Source organism: Lentilactobacillus otakiensis DSM 19908 = JCM 15040 (genome assembly GCF_001434145.1).
In the GTDB taxonomy this organism is placed as follows: domain Bacteria; phylum Bacillota; class Bacilli; order Lactobacillales; family Lactobacillaceae; genus Lentilactobacillus; species Lentilactobacillus otakiensis.
This window is the reverse complement of sequence record NZ_AZED01000014.1, coordinates 53,439-74,657: the sequence shown is the minus strand read 5'-3', so window position 1 is coordinate 74,657 and position 21,219 is coordinate 53,439. Positions and strand designations below refer to the sequence as shown.

The window sequence follows — 21,219 nt, the reverse complement described above, 5'->3', positions numbered from 1 at the left end:
AATGATTGATTAGTACCATTATGTACTTCATTTAAGGGAGTAAAGCTTATGTCATTAAAAAGTTCAATTGCTACTGCAGCCGGTAAGTCTTCTTATTGGTTTCTGCATACATTTTTCAAGGGCGGCAGTTCGCTTCCCGGTAAAATTACCAAGCGACTCGATCCAGAAATTTTAGCCACTCTTGGGCGTGACTATGATGTCATCGTGATTACCGGAACTAATGGTAAGACGTTGACCACGGCGTTGACCGTTCAAGTCCTCAAAGAAAAATACGATAACATTTTGACCAACCCCACCGGCTCGAACATGGAGCAGGGAATCATCACGACCTTCCTCCACGCGCCAAAGTCAAAAGGTAAACGGCCATTGGCTGTTTTGGAAGTTGATGAAGCCAACGTGATCATGGTCACCAAATATATCAAGCCCAAAGCATTTGTCTTCACCAACATCTTCCGTGATCAGATGGATCGCTACGGTGAAATTTACACAACCTACAATAAAATTTTAAATGGTGTGGCACTGGCACCCAACGCCACGATTATCGCCAATGGTGATGCGCCAATTTTCCATTCAAAGCAGTTGCCAAATCCAATCGTCTATTACGGATTCGATAACCAAAAAGATGGCGACATCAAGGCCACTCCTAATACCGACGGCGTCTTATGTCCCCAATGCCAACATGTATTGCACTATCACTTCATTAGTTATTCAAATCTGGGCAAATACTTCTGCCCCAACTGTGGCTTTGAACGCCCAGAGCTAAACTTCGCCTTGAACAAGATCAGCGAACTGACCCCCAAGTCATCCACATTTGAAATTGATGGTGAGCCGATCAAGATTGGCATTGGCGGCGTTTATAACATATACAACGCGTTAGCAGCCTATTCGGTTGGTCGTTTCATGGGTGTCTCCCCTGCTCAGACAAAGAAAGCATTTGAAAAAGGTAAGCGGATTTTTGGCCGGCAAGAAGAAATTAACGTTGACGGAAAACAAGTCACCTTAATTTTAGTGAAGAATCCGGTCGGTTTAAACCAAGTCATCGACATGATTTCAACCGACAAAGATCCATTCACATTTATCGGCTTGCTGAATGCCAACTATGCTGATGGGATCGACACCAGTTGGATCTGGGATGGCGACTTTGAACGACTGCCGAAGATGAACATCAAACAATTTATTACCGGAGGCGAGCGTTACAAAGACATCACCTACCGTTTACAGGTAGCCGGTGTGGACCCAAGTAAGCATTTAGTCGAACCAGATTTGGACAAGGTTGTTGAGATGATCCCACAAGCACCAACCAAAAAGGTTTATATCCTCGCAACTTACACAGCTATGCTACACTTAAGAAAAGTATTTGCAGCAAAGGGCTTCATCAAAGGAGGCATGGGCTAATGGCATATTCGTTAAAGGTTTGTCACCTGTATGGTGATTTGATGAACACTTATGGTGACCTTGGAAATATTTTAGTGCTCAAGTATTTGGCTAACAAAATGGGCGTCGAATTAACCTCTGAGGTTATTAGTTTGGACCAGAAATTTGACCCGGATAAATATGACATTGTCGTATTTGGCGGTGGTCAGGATTTTGAACAGTCCATTATTTCAAAAGATATCCAATCTAAAAAACAAGCATTAACTGATTTCATCGAAGATAATGGCTCGGTCGTTGCAATTTGTGGTGGCTATCAACTTTTGGGTCATTACTACATCGGTGCCAATGGCGAAAAACTCATGGGCATTGGTGCGTTGGATCATTACACCGATAAGCAAAAGGATCATCGGTTTATCGGCAACGTGGTCATTGAAAATGAAGAAACCGGTGAAAAATACCACGGTTTCGAAAATCACCAGGGAATTACGTTCTTGGGTAAAGGCGAACGGCCACTCGGTAAAGTTTTAGAAGGCCACGGCAACAATGGGCAGGATAAAACCGAAGGTGCCATTTACAAGAACGTTTACTGCACATATTTTCACGGCCCAATTCTAGCAAGAAACAATGACATCGCTAAACACGTTTTGGTCAATGCTTTAAAACGAAAATATCCCGATGCAGATTTGGAACCGCAAGAAGAACTTAAAGTTGGTGCTACATTTTAAGAATATTAAAGGGAGTCACAACATCAGTTGCGGCTCCCTTTTTGGTATTGACAATTAATTAACTGTACGACTATTTTCAGTTACGAACGTCCGAATCAGCTCACTTCGGTTCGGTAAAAATAATTTGTTACTCGGATCCGGATGAACGCGATTTGACAAGAAGATGAGCGCTTTATGCGTCACTCGATCCACGACAATTAGCGTTCCGGTATATCCAGTATGCAGAATATACGGATGGCCGTCGAAATGTCTAAGAATCCAGCCAAATGAACGATTCTTCATGTGGCCTGGCGTTTGATCAACAAATAGCTGGTCTAGCCAGTCATTTGGTAAAAATTCGGGATACTTAACATCCCCCAAAAGCCACTGAGAAAAATGAATCAAGTCATCAAGCGTTGCAAACAGGCCGGCAGAACCACAGTCAGCCCCTAGAATTCTGGCTTTAGGATCATGAACTGTTCCGCGAATTAGTCCCTTGCTGGGGATCAATTCGGTTGGGACAACATTATCGATCTGATCTGGGGTGAACGTGGCATGTTGGAGTTCCAGCGGCCGAAGAACCAGCTTACTAATCAATTGTTGAACCGGCTCCCCCATGATTCGAGAAGCGACCCAGCCCAAGAAGATGAAGTTATAATCTTGATAGTGAACCACTTTACCAAGGTCAGGCCCACTTTTTAAACTTAGGATAGCTGCCATGAGTTCGGATTTAGGAAGTTGATTCCTGTTGGGGATGTACCCAACAATATCAGAGGTATGTGTCAGTAAATGCCTAATAGTGACTTGGGGAGAGTGCCACTCAGGAAAATATTTGCTAAAAGAATCGTCCAAGGAAATTTCGCCTAATACAAGTAGTTTCAAAATCAAATTAGTTGTCCCGACGACTTTGGTTAGCGACGCCAGATCATACAACTCGCCTTTGTGAAGTGCCAGCCGTTCTGGAAGCAATTCTTGTTTGCCGAAAACATCGGTTTGAATGCCATCGTCATCAATAATCGCATAACTCACTCCGGGAACGATCCCGGCATCCACAAATTGATGCATCTTCGCAACTGTTTTTAAATATTCCATCGACAGCTTCCTCTCATTATGTACATGAATTGAATTAATTGTACCGCTAAAAATTGGTGGTTTAAAGAATCTATCCAACCTCAATGGTTCCAAAACTTTCTGCCTAGTGAGTCCAGATTTGTTACAATAGGACACGTAAGACTTTTAAGATCGGAGGAAACTCAAGTGGCAAGTAACTCAGATACAATTTATCATGTTCTATCATATATTAAAGCACACCCAGACAAGGTCCTCACCAAGCCTGACGCCTACGACAACGTTGTCGAAATGTATTTGGATGATACAGTCAAGTTAGGTAATCCAGAAATTTATTTCCCACAGCAAAAACTTGAGGTTAACCGGATGTCGTCTGATTTCATGTCGATGTATAGTGATTTGCTGGACTATTTCCATGACATGACCCAAGTTAAGGACGCCAATTATCACGAGTTGTGGATTACCACCTCACATTTGGTGGATCAACACAAATACTTAGTCGACCTGTCATTTGAATAATGGCCAGGGTTAAAGGAGACATACACTTTGATTAGCACGTTGTTTGATGTGATCACCAAACTGTCGTCATATGCGATGGTGATTTTTTTCGCCATGTTTGTGTATTTTAAGGTTACCGGCAAACACGGCAAGTACCCTTATGGCAAATATGCTCTAATTTCTCTGGTCTTAATGGCAGTCTTTGGCACCTTATTCTTTAACTCTCCTAAAGGTAAAGAAGTGATCCGCAAAGGAAACGCTGAACAGGCTGAACGCACAGAAAAGTCAGTCAAGAAACCAACCAAAGTGCCAACGAAGTCCACTGAATCGGCGGTTAAGCACAAATTGGATACCACACATGCTTTGCTGTTCGACCATCAAGATCAATTGCGGTCATCGAAATCAGCTTTCACGGTTCAAGTAACCGATAAACGGGATACTACCGAGTCATTTAAATTAACCACCGTGGCCATTTTGAAGGCCATCAAGGATTCTAAATATGACCAGTATGAGAGGTTTAATATAATCTTTAATCGAAATGTTGGTAACGGGAAAAAACAGACGATTGTCAGAAGCACGTTTACCAAACAGAATTTAAAGAAATTAAATTTGAACAAACTGGAAACCACTCAATTAAAATCCAAAGCAGATCATTATTACGAAAATAAATAAAGACTTTAAAAGCAGCTGCGAAAATTCGCGGCTGCTTTTTATTTTTCAGTTAATTGATAACTGGTGTCGATCAGATCATGAATCTGCTTTGAATCAACTAAAGCGAGTCGAATCGACAACCAGCTGTTTTTGTTCATATGGTATGCAGGTAAGAAGCCTGGGGTGGACTGCCTGAACTCAACTTCCTTGGGATCGAGTTTCACATCCATGATCTCTTCAGTACCATTACCGTCCAATCCGAGTTGGGCTTTTTCGACAGTCATAATCAATCCATACCATTTGCGGTTGTCAGCATGCCTAAGCACTGCGTAAGTCGGGTATTTTTTCCAAAGATATTCTGGTTGTGTCTGATACTTGTGGTCCACGTACTTGACGACTTCTTTACAATCCATTTTCTAATTTTCCCTTTGCAAACTTCCTTTAATATTCACAATAACATTTGTGATAGAAAAAATAAAAGGTGCAAGTTCTCATGGGTGAAAAATCAACCTGTGCAGTCGTCGACTAATTTAGTTCAAATATTTTAAGGAATTTCTGCTTATTTTTGCGTATTTAATTATTGTGACGTTAAACGGTCTGACCAAATACTGATGTCATTAAAAGCTGAAATTATTGGAGGATGTTTATGAATAATGATTATTTTGTGAGTCAATTGACCACTGAGGAGATGATGTTGGTTAATTCCGAAGTCGAGAAACGACAGAAGTCACCTGCTGTTGCGTATCTGCTTGCCCTTTTTGCCGGATTTGTTGGTGGTCACCGGTATTACATGGGAAAAACCGGTAGTGCAGTTGCAATGACTTTAATCACCGTTTTGACATTGGGGCTTGGAATCGGTATCACTGGGATTTGGGCGCTTGTTGATTTATTTTTAATTAACGGCTGGTTACAAGAGGATCTTAAAACCATTGAATCTGAAGCCGCACAAACAATCTTTGGCCGGCGAAAATTAAAAGAATCAGCACCAGAACAAGTTGGTGATGATCAAAATGGCCATGACCAAATAATTGAAGACGTTGTCAATGAAGATCAAAAAGACTAATTTTACCGGAGGAATTTCCATATGAGACGAATTGCATTGATTAGCATCGGATTGGCAGCAACACTACTGCTATCCGGTTGTGGAACTGACAGTTCATCCACTGAGAGTGGTAGTCCCAGTGAACAGACATCTCACACGAGTGCTGCCGCTACTTCGGAGTCTGCCAAAAAAATTCCGGCTGAGTATCAGGCAGCTCTCAATAAAGCTGACAGCTATGCGAGAACCATGTCGATGTCCAAACGAGGTATCTATGATCAATTGAAGTCCGCATCAGGCGAAAATTTTTCGCCAAAAGTTGCCTACTGGGCAGCAACACATTTGTCAGGCATTAATTGGAATCAAAATGCTTTAGAAAAAGCGAAATCATACCGAGATGACATGTCAATGTCAAAAAATGCTATTTATGACCAATTAACTTCGAGTTATGGTGAAAGTTTTACTGCCTCACAGGCACAATATGCAATTAATCATTTAGACTAAGCTAAACAGGCACATCCTTTGCCCGGAGGATGTGCCTGTTGTACATACCAGCGGTGAAGAATGATTTTCTTCACTACTGTTCCACTGTACTTGGCTAACGCTTAGTTTCAATCAATAAAACTCGAAAAACAAAAAAAGCCCGGCATCACAGGCTTTAAAACAACCTATGCAACCGGGCAAAGCTTCGATATTGGGTATACTGGGGTCGAACCAGTAAATTACGGATTCAGAGTCCGTTGCCTTACCATTTGGCGAATACCCAATGAATATCACAACTAAATATATTAAAGATTTTTCGGCGTTTTGTCAACTTTATATTTAAGTTTCCCTTGTTGACAAACAGGTCTGAGTTAGATAAACTATTATAGTGAGTTTGATAGCATTGCCCGCTGGTCAAACTGGTTTAAGACGTCGCCCTCTCAAGGCGGAGTTACGGGTTCGAGCCCCGTGCGGGTGATAATCGTTGATACGACAATGATAAGCGAGGATGTTGGTTAATTTAGCCAACATCTTTTTTTATCCAAAAATTTCCACAAATTCGTTAGACAGTTTCGATAAATTGTCTAGATAAATTTCATTGAAACAAATTTAAACGCCTATCTCATTCTAGGTGGTATCATTAAATCATCAAGATTAGGAGGTTTCAAAATGGAATTAACTTCAACTGACTATGAAATTTTAAAAGCAATTTACACTGGCCGAGTATCATCCGGCACACCTGTCAACCACTTTGTTGATTATTGTGACAACGTGATTGGCGGCAACCCAAAGCCATTGGTGGATGCAGGCTACATTGTAACTGACCATAACGAAATCAACGGCTTGACCGACAAGGGCACGAAAGCCTATGAAGAGCATGCCGCTAAAGAATCGAGTAACTAGACACAAATAAAGCCATCATTTTGGATGAAATTGGGAAATTCCCAATCATACAAAGTGATGGCTTTTAATTTAATTATTTTCCTGATCTTTTTCGGCAGCTGTTGCATCGGGAATAATGACTGTAAACGTTGTTCCTTTACCCAGCTTGGATGAAACTGTAATCTTACCACCATGTGATTTGACCAACTGATGGACAATTGCGAGCCCCAACCCTGATTCGCCGTACTTACCGGTTCTCCGGGAAGCATCAGCTTTGTAATACCGTTCAAAGATGTTTTTCTGTTGATCGTCAGACATGCCAATTCCGGTATCGGAAACCTTAATGATCGTTTCATTGTACCCCCGCTCACCAACAACCGTAATGGTCCCTTTGTTGGTGAATTGAATAGCGTTGGTCACAATGTTAAAAACAATTTGAACAAATCGATCGTAATCAGCATAAATTGACAAGTCCTTAGGAGCGTTCAAAACAAGCTTGTCTTGCGATTCTTCTGCCTTACTGCCTAATTGGTCGATGACGTTTTCAAGAACCTTAGCAGCGTTAAAATGGCGCTTGTCGAGCTGAATGGAGTTCGATCGGATCTTTTCATAATCCAAGTTCTCATTTACCAGCCGAATGAGCCGTTGCGTTTCACTGCTCATCAAGTCAATACTCTTTGCTCGAGACTCCTGAGGAATGACGTCGTACTTAATGCCTTCAAGAATTCCTGAAATAGTTGTCAATGGCGTCCGCATCTCATGGGCGGCATTAGCCAAAAACTCTTGCCGTCGTTCCTCTTGTCGCTGAATTTCGTTATTAGCCTGTTGAAGTGATCGGGTCATATGATTGAAATCAACAATCAACTCACCAATCTCATCCTTACCACCCGGTTTCAAACGAATTTTGTAATTCCCGTTGGAAACCTGATTGGCTGCGCTTCGCAGCTTACTAATCCGTCGGTTCAATCTCCTAGCGATAAAGTAACTGACAAACATCGAAATAATTAAGGCAACAAATAATGCCTTCAACAAATCACGATTAATTCGCTTAACGTTTGAGTTAACATCCGAAATAAACGCCCCCACTGTTACAGCAGCGACTAATTTTTTCTTATAGTAATACGGCTTAAGAACTTCAATCATTGCTGGCCGCGTCTTGCCGTTACTCATCTTAAAGTTCTTGTTATTCACTTTTCGGACAATTTGGTTGCGTCGCAAATGTTTCCAATCATTCTGAGTGATCCGCGGGGCAACGCCATTGTTAGGATAAATGACTTGATCTTGGGGACTAAAAACCGTGAAATGGACGGCCTGATTTTCTAACAATGCTTCAGAATTTTTCAGTTTTTCTTCATCAAAAGTGACCTTAGCCTTATTCTTTGAACTAATTGTCAATGATTGTTGAATCAAACTATCGGAATACTTCTCTAAATTATGCCACGTCGTATCGTAAACAAACGTTTTCGACATCCGTCCGAATGAAAATCCAAGCAGAAGGATGGTGCAGGCAATTACCAAAAAGAATGCCAATAGCTGCTGATAAATCATTTTCATTTCTTCTTGTCCACTTCACTATCATCAAATTTGTAACCGACACCCCAAACTGTTTGGATCACTTGGGGGCCAATCTGTTCAATCTTCTGACGCAACTTTTTGACGTGCGCATCAACGGTTCGTTCGTCTCCATAATATTCATAGTTCCAAACGGTTTCCAACAACTGCTCACGTGAAAAGACCTGGCGTGGCTTTTGGGCCAACGTTTTCAAGAGTTCAAACTCCTTCGGCGTCAGATCAGAAAGCCGCTTGTCATCCAAATACACTTCACGGGTGCTTGAATTCAATTTAAAATGGTCAGTTTGAATATCAAAGACGTTTTTTGCGTTTTCCTCAGTTTCTTCTTCATCACTTTCAGTGTGAGCACGCCTTTGAAGTGCCTTAATTCGCGCAACCAAGGTGATTGGGGAAAATGGTTTGGTGACATAATCATCAGCACCCATTTCAAATCCCAACACTTGATCACTATCAGAATCTCGCGCCGTTAACATGATAATCGGCACAGTTTGTGATTTTGCTCGAATTTCCTTGGCGACTTCCATACCGTCTTTTTTGGGTAAATTGAGATCCAACGTTATCATATCCCAGCTTTCAGGATCTTCGTTGAACTTGTCCATTGCTTCAATGCCGTCATAAGCAAAGGTGACGTCCCACCCTTCCTTCTGGAAAAACATCTGCATCATTTCTGATACTGATTTGTTATCTTCAATCATTAACAGTTTCATTATAAAGCCCCGCCTTCAATAACTAATTGCTTCTAAGTTCCCACGTTTCCAATGCTTTCTTAAATGGTTTTGGGAAATTGATTCGAGTCGTCCAGTCCATGGATCATTGTAGTAATATATTTTCCGGTTAAATCCGGTCAATAAAATCAGACTTGATTTTAAATTATCAATTCCTGAAACCTTTACTAAAATAGGCCGTCTACGGATTAATTGTTTATCTAACTTTCTAAAATCAACGCTATTTAAATCGCGAATTGAGTGGGTTTGCGAAATAATTAGTTCCGTTAAGTCCATCAACGTTCCTGATTCATTGTGCCATTTTTCAACGGCTTCTTTGATATCATCAGTGGTCACGTCCGCTCCAGAACTCTTGAGCATCATTAAAATCGCCGTGCACTGATTATCAATGTCGGATTGGGTTGCCTGCTTGATTGGTTCAACATCCAATCGCCTAAATGTCTTTCGAATATTACGCTTGGGCAGCCAACCTTCAAGATCACCACATGTGAAGTGATACCAGACTAATTTATTGAAGAAACTAATTTCATCAATTAAGAAATCTTGGGCCTTAATGCTATCAGGAACTTTAATTTTATTTTTTGGATTAACATTTTTTTCGTTACCGTTTGCCAAGTACCAATGTTCGCCGGGAATTCTGCGTAGCCGGACAAAGAATCGGCTGGTTTTTTCATTCGCAATGGTTGTCTTTTCCAATCGTCTCACCCCATATATACTCCATTTTACCAATAATTGCAGAAACTTGCTTGGAAACTCGCAATATTGTTATGATAGTAAAGTATATGATTATCAAATTAATAACGAAAAGGATGGCTTACTATGTATAAAGGAATTGCGTTCTTTGACCTTGACCATACTTTGTATAACGAACAAACTCGTGTCGATCCCGAAGTGGCCGATGCGATGCACCAATTAAAAAGAAACAATATCTTACCTGTTATCTCAACGGGCCGAAATTTATTTGAAATTCCAAACACCATGCGTCAAACTGGCATTGATACCGTCGTGTCCGCAAACGGAAGCTACGTGATCTTTGAAGGCAAGCCGGTTTATAAAGCCTTGCTGGACAAACAAGTGGTCAAAGACTTCGTAGAATTCGCCAAATCCAATCATGAAGCCACAACCGTCATGAACAGCACCGGAGCCAGAATTAATTTTATTAACGATATTGTTCGCGGAAATTACAACTTTATCAACTCACGGATGCCAAACCTGGGTGTTGATGACTTCATTGAAAAACAGGAAGTTGTCATGATGTTAATCAACACCAAGGGGCCAGACGAAAAGTATATTGATCGCTTCAAGGATACTCTCACGTTTTTCAGAAACACGCCCTTCAGTATGGATATTGTCCATTCTGGCAGTTCCAAGAAAAAAGGTATTCAAGAATTAATTGCCAACGCAAAATTGCAAGGCATTCCAACATATGCATTTGGTGATGGCAACAATGACATCCCGATGCTGGACTTTGTCGATCACCCAGTTGTGATGGAAAATGGCTTGCCGCAAGTCAAAGAATATGCAGAATTCATCACTACCAAGAATATCGACCATGGAATTGTCAATGGTCTGAAGCATTTTGACCTGCTGTAAGACAGAATCCTTCTAAGTTTAGATAGTTTATGATAAGATATTATATGTATCGGGGTCGTTATGGATTCGACGGGTATAGGTTGAGTCTGGATTGCGTTTCGTGCAGCGCCACGTAAAACCGCCCAGTTTATTATAACTGCAAAAAATAATAACAATTCTTACGCTTTAGCTGCCTAATAAGCGCTTAACGTAGATCCTCCTAACTTCGCCCATGGGTTAGATCTGGGTCTTAAATTTAATGGGCTCACGCAGTTTGCTCCCACCTGAAGCGGACTGAAGAGACTAATCAGGTTAGCCTGCTGTGGGTGCCTTGATTTATGGCGTTTCAGTTGGTGAAATTTAAATAATAGATCTATGAACGTAGATATCTAGGTGGCGATATGCTCGGACGCGGGTTCAACTCCCGCCGACTCCATTAGTAACAAATATTTAGTCATGTTATCGCTTAACGCGATGATATGACTGATTTTTTTACAATCAGTTCGCAAATTTCACTGATTGGTATTCAGTCTTTTGAGGGGATGTAACTATGAACAGAATTACAAAATATGGTTTATTAGCATTATCTAGCATCACATTTGCGACAACTGCAAACACAGTCCAAAGTCACGCAGCCGTCTGGCACTATGGCACACCAAAGATACTGAGAGGAACTTACAAAGTGACTCGACATGTCGGAGGTAAATATGCCTTCAATTATAAAGAAGGCGTGCAAATGACTCGAAGAACATACACAGCTTTCGGGTTAGGCGATCCGTTTTCCATGAATCGAGTTAGTTATAAACACTACGGACGTTATACCTACCTATTGCGGGGAGTGGAGTATGTGTACTCACATAAATGGAATTACGTTAAATTAAGAGCAACTCATTACAAATTAAAAGAACGTATCATTACTCCAAACTATGCAGATAAACATTTCTCCAGAGTGTACTATCGTTAAACATTCCGCCCATTCCTAAAGGATGTTAAAAGCTAGCATGCTGTTTGGATCACTCATGAAAGAAAAGGGCTTTACATTTAAAATCGCCAGTGAACAACAACCTAAGCTGACACTTTAACAAAAGAACTATTATTTCGAGTTGACATCTTATCGAAAGAATTTTTCAAAAGTAAACAGTCAGTATCAGAGCCCAGGCTTCGCGTATTAGCAGGAAAGCTTGGGAGTAAGGAAAGAACGATTCGATCGTTCGCTAACCTAAGTTAGTTATTAAGAAGTTAACCATTGGGCAATCTGCTGGTTGGCTTCTTTCGTTCTTTAAATTCTGCCCAATCCCAGAGCGGCATTACTTTATTGCCTTATCGATTTCATTACTTTCAACGCAAAATCAAGTAAAAAAGAAGACAGTCACTACAACTTTTATAACCGTTGTGGTGACTGTCTTCTTTATTTTAATTACAATTCAAAAATTCGTAGTCAAATATCAATCAAACCCTTTTCGTACCTTGTTCAAAACCAATAATATTCCCAAGGCAACGGCCGTATAAACAGCGCCGCTATACCCCAAAGATTTCAACCCTAAGTGATTAACCAAAATGCCACCAGTTGCAGTCACCGCCGTCATCACGTTGGAAATTGTAAACACGGTCACCCAAAAGCCAATATTTGAAACGTGCCTGCCGAATCATTAATAATACCGACGATAATAAATTCGTTCATCCCCAAAATAAATCCAATTGAAATTAGGATAAAGCTTTGAGCTTTAAGTGATCTCATTATTTTCTCCTACAGTCAAAAAAATTCATGAAAAATGATTATACATTAGTCTGGCTTTCTGTCATAGAGTGAACGAACATGGAAAAGATTTGCTGAAACTTGCTGCATTTCAGTTTTCATGCTACAATTCTTTTTGGTGCCAAACCACGGTGAGTAAGTAACGATCGGCGCGCAAGCGTTCAGAAGGTCGAAGCTGCTTGCCATTTTTTTGTTTAAAGAAACTTTTAAAATGCTGTTCTTCGCGCGTCCCCTGCACTGATTCATAATCAGAAATGTTATACTCGTCTCGTAAATTGTTCGAGGGGGAACAGATAATGCAAAATCAAACACCATCGCGGGTGGAACAAAAACAAACTAAACATGAACAAAAGAAATCGAAGCACACCAAACTAATTGTCTGGATCAGTATCCTTGTCATTGTCTTGGGTGGCTTTTTATATGTTGGCCACCAAGTTCATGAACTAACTGATGCACAACGCCAGACCAACACCATTTTGGATAAACCAATCAAAAATACTGTCGTCAAAATTGTTCAGCCAAAATTACCTGAAGAAGTCCGGCCGCAAGTCGTCAAGATTATCCAAGAGGAACCGCTCTATCGGATTCAGCAAGCAGCGGATAATCCAGCACTGTTCCAGCAAATCGCCAATAAATATCAAGTGCCGGAAAGTTATGTGGCCCCTGCTAAACAATACTGGTTCAGCCAGCAAAATAATGCTTTGAGATCAGACATTTATCATGCCAAGTTGATGGATATTATTTCAGAGTTGCGGGCGTTGAGTAATTCCGATCAATAGTTTGCTTGTGGAACTCAAACGCATTGAGTGCCAACTGACAAAAGATAATTCATCCAAATCAAATTTCGAGCAGAGCCGACTCATGGCGCTGCTTTTTGTATATTGAAATCCAATCCTGAGAAAATTGAACTATCGCCACTCACACAAATACTTTTATGTTCCTTTTCTGCAATAATCATGTAAAATATTAACCAAGTATCATTTTTACTCAATACATAAATATTGGAGACCGGAAAATGAAAAAAACATTGTTATTTCTACTGACCTTAACCGCCCTCATTTCTTTGTCAGGTTGTGGCATGCTGGGACAGAGCAAAAATTCAGCAAACTCGCAAAACTTCAGCAAGAATTCACTCAAAGTGAAAAACTTTCATCTCAAAATCACCAAAACAGCCGTGATTCCTGCTGGGACAAGTGGGAATGAGTTTGGTAAGAAGCCAATTTTTGCAATTTGGTACACAATTACAAACACCAGTGGCAAAAAGGTTTCACCGGTCAGTGCCGCGTCAGTGTTGAGGGCTTACCAACCTGCCAAATCAAAAAAGCAGTTGGTTGCCGCTCCACTCCCTGATCAAAGCCTAGCTGCCAAATACAAAATCAATATTAAGAAAAATCAATCAGCCAAAGGATCGATGGCCTGGAATCTCTATGACACCAAGTCATCAATCAAAATTCATGGTGTCAAATATGGGACCAACCAAACCATCGGCGTCCAAACATATAGTATCAAATAAGTCAAAAAATAGCAGAGCCCACACATGCATTTATCATCGCATGTATGAGTCCTGCTATTTTTTATCAGAGTTTATCCCTGTGTATTGAACTTGTTAAACAATTTACTAAAATCAACGGTTCCCAAACCACTAGCCTGGTTGTAAACCTTACCCGGTTGACCCGTGTAATACAAATTGGTGTTATTAACCGTCGCATCATCCAAAACATGGAATGGTGTATCGGGTTGAACCGCGAACTTATACAATTGTGGGTTCCAGAATCCAGCTGAAGTCTTTAAGCCACTATTGATCACGGCACTGGCACCCGCCATTTGAGGGGCCACAAAGCTGGTACCACCAGCATTGACCCAAATTGAAGAGTTCTTGTATGACATGTAAGCAGCATAACCAGTCTTCTCATCAGCGTTTCCGGAAATATCAGGAAGATTTCTACCAGAAGCAGTTCCAGAAACCATTCCAGGATTTGGATTGTTCAAGTAGCCGCCCTTCGTGTATTTAACCATGTTAAACGCATTATATGTGTTCACACCTGGAACACCGAGTTGATATGAAGGAGTTGGATTAAGATTGGAGAATCCGCCACCGCCACCAGGGAAGATGGTTGGCTTTTTAACGATCCCTTGTGAGTAGGAATCGCCCCAAGTTCGTTCTTTAGGAATTTGAACCAATCGAGAACCAATAATCTTAGTATACGGTAATGTCGTCCCACCGACTTGAACCGCATATGGGGAAGTTGGGAATGATAAGCTGCGAGTCTTGCTGGGAATTTCGTAAGGGCCGGCATCCCCGGCAGCGTTGAAAATAACGGTTCCTTGAATCGCAGCTTGTTCAAACACCAAATTAATTGCATCGTTAAATTCAGCTGGCGTTTCACTCAAGCCACCGGCTCCAAAACCGGTTAACTCATTCCCAAATGAGGAACTGGTAGTGAGTTGCTTATCTTGATTGTCACCAACCGCTGTCGCGAAAGCATCCAAATATTGGACATCTGGGGTTGAAACGTCATCTTTGGAAACCCCAACGTAAGCATCAATATGTGCTTGGTCCGCAACGCTACCAGCTTGTTCAACATCCAAGCTGGCTTCTTCTTGTGAAGTCACATCATCATTGGTCTTTGGATTTGGGCCATCGGTTTTATCAGTCGTGTAAATCTTATGAATTCTTGAAACATCACTGTTGACACCCATTTGTTTCCAGTACTCAGCGACATCCTTTGGATTGAATTCATAGGTCACAATGACCCCAATGCGTTGCCCTTGCCCATGCAAATTCTGGTCATATAGTTTGTTGACGCCATATGCATCAGAAAACTTGACTGACCCATATTTCTTGGCAAACTGATTTTTAGTGTTTGCAACGATTGGTGCGTCATCCTTGACCAAGTGATGGGTAAACTTGAGTGCTTTTTTATCAGTCTTGCTACTGGTTTTTTTGTTCTCTATATACAGTCCAAGAACTGACGCTACCTGACTGGATAATTTGCCGGGCAATCTAGTTCGAGACACATCCCCATTCTTATCGGTTTTAGCAGGCTTGGCTTTAAACGCCTTCACCAAATTAGTTTGAGAACCCTGAACCTTCATGACAAAGTTGCCGGGATAAGCAGCTGATTTCAAATGATACTTGCTAAAATACTTCGTGAATTCTGAAATTTGGGAACTACTTCTTCCATATTTATCAGCAACCTGATCCGGTGTTAAATATTGATGATAATTCGGCGAAGTTGGATCCACTGTTTGATTAACATAATCGTTCATGCCATTTTGATCACGCACATTAAAAACAAGATTGACCGTCACCGGCGTTTTAGATGTCTTGGCAGAAGCGGTTGTCGATGCTGCCCCCAAAGTTAAGAACCCAGTCAAACTAAGTAATGCGATTTTCCATTTTACCATAATCAATGACTCCCCTCAGATTAATTCGAGCTGTTTTGAGTCTCAAATTTATTATAGAGCTTCTCAAAGTTAACCGTTCCTAAGCCAGTTGCCTGGTTATAGAGCTTTCCTGGTTGACCTGTATAGTACAAGTTGCTGTTGTTATCAGCATCATCCAACACCGTGAACGGCGTGTCGGGTTCAGCAGCCCACTTGTAAATTTGTGGATTCCAGAAGCCAACCGATTCAGATAAGCCACTATTGATAACTGCATTGGCTGCGGCCATCTGTGGGGCTGCATAACTGGTACCACCAGAAACGACCCAATTACCGGTGCTTTTATTGCCTGGACCATAATTCATATATGTTGCGTAGCCGGTTTTACTATCTGAGTTAGCTGAGACATCGGGCACGTTCCGACCAGTGCCGGTTCCTGTGATCGTCTTGGGATGGAGATTGACCAAGTAGCCTTTAGGATTATACTTCAGCCATTCGATTGCTCGGAAGGTGTTTACGCCCGAGAAGCCAAGTTGATAATCGGGGGTGGCATTGAATTTAGCAAAACCGCCACCGCTGCCTTGATACAAAGTTGGTTTGGTAGATGCTCGCCAATACAAATCGTTCCAAGCCCGTTCTTTAGGGAAATCAACCTTTTGGCCCTTGATGATACTTGCTAATGGTAGCGATGTCCCACCAACTTGAACAACGTATGCGGAAGTCGGAATTGAGAGATTGGGCTTCTTATTAAAGACCTCGTGAGGACCATAATCACCACTCGCATTAAAAATCGAAATTCCTTGGATAGCAGCTTGTTCAAACACGAGGTTCATCGCATCACTATATTGTTTAGCAGTTTCACTCATACCAGGTTGGATCAACTTACGCACTTCGTAGCCAACGTTAAAACTGGTTGACAACTGTTTATCCTGGTTATCACCAACAGCATGGGCGAAGGCGTTCAAGAATAAGGCATCCGCAATTGTAGTATCACCCTTAGAGATGGCAATATAGTTGTCAACTTGAGCACCTGGGGCAACCGAAGCTGCCTGCTGAGCATCAAGAGAAGATTCAGTCTGACTGACCAAAATGTCAACTGAGAGTTTCTGATTATATGCCCCATCGTTGGTATAAATCTTATGGACCCGACTGGTGTCGCCATTCATGCCATTTTGCTCAAGGTATTTACTGACACTGTCCATCGGAAAATCAGCCAAATCAATAATGCCAATCCGTTGACCGGTTCCATCCAATTTCTTATCATACAATTTGTTCAGACCATAGTGATCAGCAAATTTCAAAACACCATACTTCTTTGAAAAAGCCTTTCCAGCAGCCGCGTCAACGGTTTGGTCTGATTTTTCAAAATTTGTGTGTGGTTTGATTGTATTCTTGGATGCAGATTTGCCTGACTTGGTGGCAGGGAGATAAATTCCGACAACTGAAGCGACTTTATCAGATAATTTACCTGGCAACTTAGTCTTAGCAATAAAGTCTTTTTTATTCTTACTTGATGGTGTGGCTTTAAATGCTTTGATAATGTTCTTCTTTGAACCGGTCACCTTCAAAATCAAATTCCCGGGATAAGCAGATGTCTTAAGCTTATAGCCACTAAAGTACTTTTGAAACTGATCGACTTGAGAATCTGACTGGCCGTACTTCGACTCAACATCAGCTGGTGTCAAGTATTTATGGAAATACGGTGAACTTGGATCAACCGTCTGATTGATGTACGTCAACATCTGCGAATGATCCCTCGGTTTTAAGACAACACTGACGGTTGTTGGACTGGTCTTTGATTTGGCTTGAGTCGTCTGTGATGCGCCACTGACGACTGCAAAGGCAGTCAAACTAAGCAGTGCGATTCGAAATTTCCTTAATCTTTTCATATGTAATGCTCCCCTCATGTATATACAATTTATTATAATCAAATTACACACAACATGCATGATTGAAGTGCTTTTAATTTAAGACAGACGAAAAGCCTTTAGTCATCAACTCCGAAAAGCTGATAACTAAAGGCTTATCATTACTTTTTATTTAACACCATGCTTCTTCAGGAATTCACTCAGTGGAACCAAGTCCTCTGCGTAATAACGTTTCTTGAAGTCGTCGATGGTCTTTTGATCAAATTTATCTGGATCCAAAGTCAATTTCTCAACTGGAATTGGCCGTTCGTTGGTAATCTTAACGTCGATCAAAACCGGTTTGCCGGCTTTGGTCTCTTCAACCGCCTTGTCAAATGCCGATTTCATTTGATCAACTGAAGTAACCGTGATGCCTAACATGCCTTGTGCTTCAGCGACCTTGGCGAAATCAGTTTGAGGCAAACTGATTCCAAACCACTCATGACTATCGTCTTCCTGCTCATCTTCAATGAAGCCTAGCGCCTCGTTAGAGAAGACCACATTGATAATTGGCAGCTTGTAACCAACTTGGGTGCTCAAATCTTGCATGACCATCGCTGCGGCACCATCACCAGTTAAGTTAAATACCTGACGATCAGGATAACTTAATTTGGCAGCGATTGAACCTGGCAAACCAACGCCCATGGTTGCGAACAATCCGGAAGTAATCCATGGTTGATGGCCATTGGTCTTTAACAGACGAACGGCATTTTGAGTGACATCCCCAACATCAATTGAGAAAATGGCATCCTTTTCAGCAATTCGATTGATCTCTTTAAAAGCTGGTTCGAATCGTAATTTACCTTCCGTCCGATTCATCATATGGTCGTTGTAAGCATGCCAATTAGTGACGTTGTCAACATTAGCAGCATACCAATCAGAAGGTTCTGCGGTCTTACCCATGTCGATAAACTTCTGCAACGTCTTCTTGGCGTCAGCGAGAATCGCAACATCGGTCTTGTGACGTTTGCCAAGAACTTGTGGATTATTATCGACTTGAATGAACTTGATGCCAGGTTTGAACATTGCTTCTGCAAATGGATAGTTCGACCCAACAAATAGCATCAAATCAGTTTGTTGCAAGGCTTCATTAGCGGGTTTGGATGCCACACGGGCAGCTGATCCAAGTAAGGACTCAAAGTCATATGGAATAATTTCCTTACCCAAAGCAGTGTTGATGACTGGAATTTGGAACTTCTTGGCGAATTCCATGACCTCATCTGCCGCACCATAGGTCCCTTGACCAACATATAAGATTGGCTTTTTAGCTTGGTAAATCAAATCCAGCGCCTGGTTAATCTGCTCATCTGAGCCGGCGCCTAATTCAGGTTTGGCAAAGTTGGCAGCTGAACTATAGTAGCCATCAGCTGGTATTTCCTTGTTGGCCAAGTCATTTGGAATCGTGACAATTGCGGGCCCGTGTTGAGCGAATGCGCGACGAATTGCTTCATCCAAAATGTGTGGCAAACTCTCGGCCGTCATGACGGTCCGTGCATAAACCCCGGCGTCTTTGAACCATGGGTTTTCGTCAAACTCTTGGAAGAAGTCTTGGTTCATTAATGCTTGTGGGTTTTGACCGACAATCAACAGAACCGGCACTTTGTCAGCCATCGCATCATAAGCCCCCTGATACAAATGAGTTGCACCAGGTCCGGCTGAGCCAAAGGCAACTCCGATGTGACCGGTCAGCTTTGTATCGGCAACGGCAGCCAGTGCCCCAACTTCCTCGTGACGGACATGAACATATTTAATTTTGTCTTTTTCAGCGTCTAATGCATACATTAAGTTGTTAATCGTACCACCTGGGATACCGTAGATGTGATCAACACCCCAACTTTCGAGTGTTCGTAATGCAGCAATACCAGAATTAATTGTATCTGCCATAATAAAAACCTCCCTGTGAGTGAATGACTATTTGCTGATCAAGATCATATTAGTTTTGTACAACCGAAAATACAATTAAAACGACTTTTTGATTGAAAGCGGTTAATTATTTGATATGTAAGGGTTTCTCGGATGTGTAAATTATAAATTTATGTCTATAAAAAGATTAAACAAAGTTTTAAAAATGATTGACGAGCGTACTATTAGTTAGGTATAGTTAGATGGCTTGTAAAACGATTAACTACAAAGTATTCGCAACTTAGGGGCAACCGAACGCTCCTAAGTTATTTTTTGTCCAAACCTGATGACTATAAAAGCTGAATACATATTCTGGAGGATCATCATGAATGAAGAAACAAAATTTTGTCTAAGTTGCGGCAAAGCCATTCCGCTTGCGGCGCAGTACTGTCCATATTGTGGTAAAGAACAGGTTGCTTTGGGGGATCAACAACCTGCCCAACCACACACTGAAAAACAAAAGGCCGAAATTCCGACACCGACTCGTCAGTTATCAACGCCCAAACAGCTTTGGTACAAAAATTGGATGATTTGGGCAATCATTGTTTTGGGTGTTGGCATGGTAACGTGTATCGCATTGTTGAATAGTGCCAGAACAACGGTTGTGATGCAGCCGGCAGCAAGCTCCAAAACGACGAAGGCGAAAGCGAAGCCGAAAGAAAAGGATCCTAATGAGATCCCATCAGATTCACTCACCCACCCCTCGAAGGTTGGGCAATGGAAAAACAGTCCAATTATTGGAAAAGCAACCTTGATTGGCTTAGGTGCAAAGCCCAACACCACCGTCAAAAGTGGACCTCTATCAATAAAGTTTAAGCATGCCGAAGTTGATAAAATCCATGCAAACACTCAAGATCAACTAGATGAAGCCATTGACACATTTAGTAAAGATAATCTCCCAAAAGATTATAGTCGGATTAAAATTGAATACACTGTCAAAAATAATTCAAGTCGTGCGATTCAATTCGGCGGAATCAAACAAGTAATTTATTCTAATGGTTATCAGACAAGTTCTGATGATGATTCCCTCAGCGATACTGGTTCAGTTGATGAAATTGCGCCAAATGCCAAGAGAGTTGAGTATGCTTTGATTCTCCTTGGAAAATCAACTTCTGGTTTAAAACCAGCCTCAATCAAAATATTGACTGACGAATCGGATGATGCAAAATCGTTTGATACGGTTGCAGATGGCATCACTTTCTCAGAAAGCATCAGTTACCAAGCTTAGATAAACAAATTGCCAGCTCATCAAAATTTGATAAGCTGGCAATTTTACTATCAATTACTCTTCAAAAATCTTTCCTGCTTTAGGACCTGGATCCAATGTCCAAATCTTTTCAATCGTAATGACGCCAGCGCCCTTAGGAACTGGGAACTTGCCCTCTGCCCATTTGGCTGCTTGATCATAATATGGACCATCCGTATAAAGCTTGGCAGTGCCGCCAAATCTGAAGCCCTTCAAAGCTTTTGCATTTGCGACAGCAACGATTGCTTTACCATTATCATTAATGTTAGCTTGGGTTTGACCGCCCGTCATTTCGTTATAAATCAGATGTTCATCATCCAGAACCCGCATCGAAATCTTTGGGCCAACATCTGGATTACCATCTGCATCAACAGTTGAAATATACGATAATTCTCCGGCAATCATATCTTTCATTGCCTGGTTCAATTTAGCCATCATAACATCTCCTATTAACTT

21 protein-coding genes, 2 tRNA genes and 1 other RNA gene are annotated in these 21,219 nt (G+C 41.4%); 14 read left to right on the top strand and 10 right to left on the bottom strand.

What is annotated here, in order from left to right; all coding sequences use genetic code 11:
- The first annotated feature begins 48 nt into the window (after positions 1 to 48).
- Both FD05_RS07875 and FD05_RS07870 read left to right on the top strand, forming a co-directional pair.
- Entirely contained in the window at positions 49 to 1,395 is a 1,347-nt protein-coding gene (locus tag FD05_RS07875; RefSeq protein ID WP_020280490.1) for a Mur ligase family protein, read from the top strand.
- The gene (locus FD05_RS07870) at positions 1,395 to 2,099 is read left to right on the top strand and encodes a type 1 glutamine amidotransferase (protein WP_020280491.1); all 705 of its coding nucleotides are present in this window, start codon (positions 1,395 to 1,397) and stop codon (positions 2,097 to 2,099) included. The genes FD05_RS07875 and FD05_RS07870 overlap by 1 nt, the downstream gene beginning before the upstream one ends.
- A gap of 54 nt (positions 2,100 to 2,153) precedes the next feature.
- Here FD05_RS07870 and FD05_RS07865 read toward each other — a convergent pair whose 3' ends face one another.
- On the bottom strand, positions 2,154 to 3,170 hold the full coding sequence (locus FD05_RS07865) for a serine hydrolase domain-containing protein (RefSeq protein WP_020280492.1): 1,017 nt from the start codon (positions 3,168 to 3,170) through the stop codon (positions 2,154 to 2,156).
- A 165-nt stretch (positions 3,171 to 3,335) separates the two neighbouring features.
- On the opposite strand from FD05_RS07865, the gene FD05_RS07860 reads away from it, so the two are divergent.
- Both FD05_RS07860 and FD05_RS07855 read left to right on the top strand, forming a co-directional pair.
- On the top strand, positions 3,336 to 3,665 hold the full coding sequence (locus FD05_RS07860) for a hypothetical protein (protein WP_020280493.1): 330 nt from the start codon (positions 3,336 to 3,338) through the stop codon (positions 3,663 to 3,665).
- Between the two features lie 27 nt (positions 3,666 to 3,692).
- Entirely contained in the window at positions 3,693 to 4,316 is a 624-nt protein-coding gene (locus FD05_RS07855; RefSeq protein ID WP_020280494.1) for a hypothetical protein, read from the top strand.
- 38 nt (positions 4,317 to 4,354) lie between these two features.
- Here FD05_RS07855 and FD05_RS07850 read toward each other — a convergent pair whose 3' ends face one another.
- Positions 4,355 to 4,708 (bottom strand): MmcQ/YjbR family DNA-binding protein, encoded by a 354-nt coding sequence (locus FD05_RS07850; protein ID WP_020280495.1) that lies wholly within the window; start codon positions 4,706 to 4,708, stop codon positions 4,355 to 4,357.
- A gap of 233 nt (positions 4,709 to 4,941) precedes the next feature.
- Between FD05_RS07850 and FD05_RS07845 the strand changes: the two genes are divergently transcribed.
- The gene (locus FD05_RS07845; RefSeq protein ID WP_020280496.1) at positions 4,942 to 5,358 is read left to right on the top strand and encodes a TM2 domain-containing protein; all 417 of its coding nucleotides are present in this window, start codon (positions 4,942 to 4,944) and stop codon (positions 5,356 to 5,358) included.
- A gap of 21 nt (positions 5,359 to 5,379) precedes the next feature.
- Positions 5,380 to 5,838, top strand: coding sequence for an Ltp family lipoprotein (locus FD05_RS07840; protein WP_020280497.1), 459 nt, complete (start codon positions 5,380 to 5,382; stop codon positions 5,836 to 5,838).
- A 190-nt stretch (positions 5,839 to 6,028) separates the two neighbouring features.
- On the opposite strand, the gene FD05_RS07835 is transcribed toward FD05_RS07840, so the two are convergent.
- Positions 6,029 to 6,100 (bottom strand) — tRNA-Gln (locus FD05_RS07835).
- A 121-nt stretch (positions 6,101 to 6,221) separates the two neighbouring features.
- Here FD05_RS07835 and FD05_RS07830 point away from each other — a divergent pair.
- Both FD05_RS07830 and FD05_RS07825 read left to right on the top strand, forming a co-directional pair.
- Positions 6,222 to 6,295 (top strand) — tRNA-Glu (locus FD05_RS07830).
- Positions 6,296 to 6,486: 191 nt separating this feature from the next.
- Positions 6,487 to 6,720 (top strand): hypothetical protein, encoded by a 234-nt coding sequence (locus tag FD05_RS07825; protein WP_020280498.1) that lies wholly within the window; start codon positions 6,487 to 6,489, stop codon positions 6,718 to 6,720.
- A gap of 69 nt (positions 6,721 to 6,789) precedes the next feature.
- Here FD05_RS07825 and FD05_RS07820 read toward each other — a convergent pair whose 3' ends face one another.
- From FD05_RS07820 to FD05_RS07810, 3 genes are read right to left on the bottom strand one after another with little or no spacing between them, the layout of a single operon-like run.
- Entirely contained in the window at positions 6,790 to 8,253 is a 1,464-nt protein-coding gene (locus FD05_RS07820; protein WP_020280499.1) for a sensor histidine kinase, read from the bottom strand.
- Positions 8,250 to 8,978: a response regulator transcription factor gene (locus FD05_RS07815; RefSeq protein ID WP_039932436.1), complete on the bottom strand. Its 729-nt coding sequence runs from the start codon at positions 8,976 to 8,978 to the stop codon at positions 8,250 to 8,252. Before FD05_RS07815 ends, FD05_RS07820 begins: the two co-directional genes overlap by 4 nt.
- 15 nt (positions 8,979 to 8,993) lie before the next feature.
- Positions 8,994 to 9,692: a cysteine peptidase family C39 domain-containing protein gene (locus tag FD05_RS07810; RefSeq protein WP_191980510.1), complete on the bottom strand. Its 699-nt coding sequence runs from the start codon at positions 9,690 to 9,692 to the stop codon at positions 8,994 to 8,996.
- A 123-nt stretch (positions 9,693 to 9,815) separates the two neighbouring features.
- Between FD05_RS07810 and FD05_RS07805 the strand changes: the two genes are divergently transcribed.
- From FD05_RS07805 to FD05_RS07790, 5 genes are all read left to right on the top strand, one after another.
- On the top strand, positions 9,816 to 10,589 hold the full coding sequence (locus FD05_RS07805; RefSeq protein ID WP_020280502.1) for a Cof-type HAD-IIB family hydrolase: 774 nt from the start codon (positions 9,816 to 9,818) through the stop codon (positions 10,587 to 10,589).
- Positions 10,590 to 10,640: 51 nt separating this feature from the next.
- Positions 10,641 to 11,007: a transfer-messenger RNA gene (gene ssrA / locus FD05_RS11545) on the top strand.
- Between the two features lie 111 nt (positions 11,008 to 11,118).
- Positions 11,119 to 11,532 carry a hypothetical protein gene (locus FD05_RS07800; RefSeq protein ID WP_020280503.1) on the top strand — a complete coding sequence of 138 codons (414 nt, stop codon included), beginning with the start codon at positions 11,119 to 11,121 and terminating at the stop codon, positions 11,530 to 11,532.
- Between the two features lie 1,088 nt (positions 11,533 to 12,620).
- A complete protein-coding gene (locus FD05_RS07795) occupies positions 12,621 to 13,103 on the top strand; it encodes a hypothetical protein (protein WP_020280507.1) in 483 nt (160 codons plus the stop codon).
- 236 nt (positions 13,104 to 13,339) lie between these two features.
- A complete protein-coding gene (locus FD05_RS07790; RefSeq protein ID WP_020280508.1) occupies positions 13,340 to 13,837 on the top strand; it encodes a DUF5067 domain-containing protein in 498 nt (165 codons plus the stop codon).
- A 71-nt stretch (positions 13,838 to 13,908) separates the two neighbouring features.
- Here the strand turns inward: FD05_RS07790 and FD05_RS07785 are convergent, their stop codons facing one another.
- The 3 genes from FD05_RS07785 to spxB all read right to left on the bottom strand — a co-directional run bounded on the left by FD05_RS07785 (position 13,909) and on the right by spxB (position 19,499).
- Complete coding sequence (locus tag FD05_RS07785; protein ID WP_020280509.1) at positions 13,909 to 15,732, bottom strand: S53 family peptidase; 1,824 nt, start codon at positions 15,730 to 15,732, stop codon at positions 13,909 to 13,911.
- Between the two features lie 20 nt (positions 15,733 to 15,752).
- Positions 15,753 to 17,597: a S53 family peptidase gene (locus tag FD05_RS07780; protein ID WP_039932438.1), complete on the bottom strand. Its 1,845-nt coding sequence runs from the start codon at positions 17,595 to 17,597 to the stop codon at positions 15,753 to 15,755.
- A 147-nt stretch (positions 17,598 to 17,744) separates the two neighbouring features.
- Positions 17,745 to 19,499, bottom strand: coding sequence for a pyruvate oxidase (gene spxB, locus FD05_RS07775; RefSeq protein ID WP_020280511.1), 1,755 nt, complete (start codon positions 19,497 to 19,499; stop codon positions 17,745 to 17,747).
- 343 nt (positions 19,500 to 19,842) lie between these two features.
- Between spxB and FD05_RS07770 the strand changes: the two genes are divergently transcribed.
- A complete protein-coding gene (locus tag FD05_RS07770; RefSeq protein ID WP_020280512.1) occupies positions 19,843 to 20,745 on the top strand; it encodes a zinc ribbon domain-containing protein in 903 nt (300 codons plus the stop codon).
- 54 nt (positions 20,746 to 20,799) lie between these two features.
- Here FD05_RS07770 and FD05_RS07765 read toward each other — a convergent pair whose 3' ends face one another.
- Positions 20,800 to 21,201 carry a pyridoxamine 5'-phosphate oxidase family protein gene (locus tag FD05_RS07765; protein WP_020280513.1) on the bottom strand — a complete coding sequence of 134 codons (402 nt, stop codon included), beginning with the start codon at positions 21,199 to 21,201 and terminating at the stop codon, positions 20,800 to 20,802.
- Between the last annotated feature and the right edge of the window lie 18 nt (positions 21,202 to 21,219).

What these genes read in the sequence shown, in the direction of transcription:
- FD05_RS07875 (WP_020280490.1), top strand. Translation starts at nt 49, where the DNA reads ATGTCATTAAAAAGTTCAATTGCTACTGCAGCCGGTAAGTCTTCTTAT.
- FD05_RS07795 (WP_020280507.1), top strand. Translation starts at nt 12,621, where the DNA reads ATGCAAAATCAAACACCATCGCGGGTGGAACAAAAACAAACTAAACAT.
- FD05_RS07770 (WP_020280512.1), top strand. Translation starts at nt 19,843, where the DNA reads ATGAATGAAGAAACAAAATTTTGTCTAAGTTGCGGCAAAGCCATTCCG.
- FD05_RS07825 (WP_020280498.1), top strand. Translation starts at nt 6,487, where the DNA reads ATGGAATTAACTTCAACTGACTATGAAATTTTAAAAGCAATTTACACT.
- FD05_RS07785 (WP_020280509.1), bottom strand. Translation starts at nt 15,732, where the DNA reads ATGGTAAAATGGAAAATCGCATTACTTAGTTTGACTGGGTTCTTAACT.
- FD05_RS07820 (WP_020280499.1), bottom strand. Translation starts at nt 8,253, where the DNA reads ATGAAAATGATTTATCAGCAGCTATTGGCATTCTTTTTGGTAATTGCC.
- FD05_RS07850 (WP_020280495.1), bottom strand. Translation starts at nt 4,708, where the DNA reads ATGGATTGTAAAGAAGTCGTCAAGTACGTGGACCACAAGTATCAGACA.
- FD05_RS07870 (WP_020280491.1), top strand. Translation starts at nt 1,395, where the DNA reads ATGGCATATTCGTTAAAGGTTTGTCACCTGTATGGTGATTTGATGAAC.
- FD05_RS07800 (WP_020280503.1), top strand. Translation starts at nt 11,119, where the DNA reads ATGAACAGAATTACAAAATATGGTTTATTAGCATTATCTAGCATCACA.
- FD05_RS07765 (WP_020280513.1), bottom strand. Translation starts at nt 21,201, where the DNA reads ATGATGGCTAAATTGAACCAGGCAATGAAAGATATGATTGCCGGAGAA.
- FD05_RS07840 (WP_020280497.1), top strand. Translation starts at nt 5,380, where the DNA reads ATGAGACGAATTGCATTGATTAGCATCGGATTGGCAGCAACACTACTG.
- FD05_RS07790 (WP_020280508.1), top strand. Translation starts at nt 13,340, where the DNA reads ATGAAAAAAACATTGTTATTTCTACTGACCTTAACCGCCCTCATTTCT.
- FD05_RS07805 (WP_020280502.1), top strand. Translation starts at nt 9,816, where the DNA reads ATGTATAAAGGAATTGCGTTCTTTGACCTTGACCATACTTTGTATAAC.
- FD05_RS07780 (WP_039932438.1), bottom strand. Translation starts at nt 17,597, where the DNA reads ATGAAAAGATTAAGGAAATTTCGAATCGCACTGCTTAGTTTGACTGCC.
- FD05_RS07815 (WP_039932436.1), bottom strand. Translation starts at nt 8,978, where the DNA reads ATGAAACTGTTAATGATTGAAGATAACAAATCAGTATCAGAAATGATG.
- spxB (WP_020280511.1), bottom strand. Translation starts at nt 19,499, where the DNA reads ATGGCAGATACAATTAATTCTGGTATTGCTGCATTACGAACACTCGAA.
- FD05_RS07845 (WP_020280496.1), top strand. Translation starts at nt 4,942, where the DNA reads ATGAATAATGATTATTTTGTGAGTCAATTGACCACTGAGGAGATGATG.
- FD05_RS07865 (WP_020280492.1), bottom strand. Translation starts at nt 3,170, where the DNA reads ATGGAATATTTAAAAACAGTTGCGAAGATGCATCAATTTGTGGATGCC.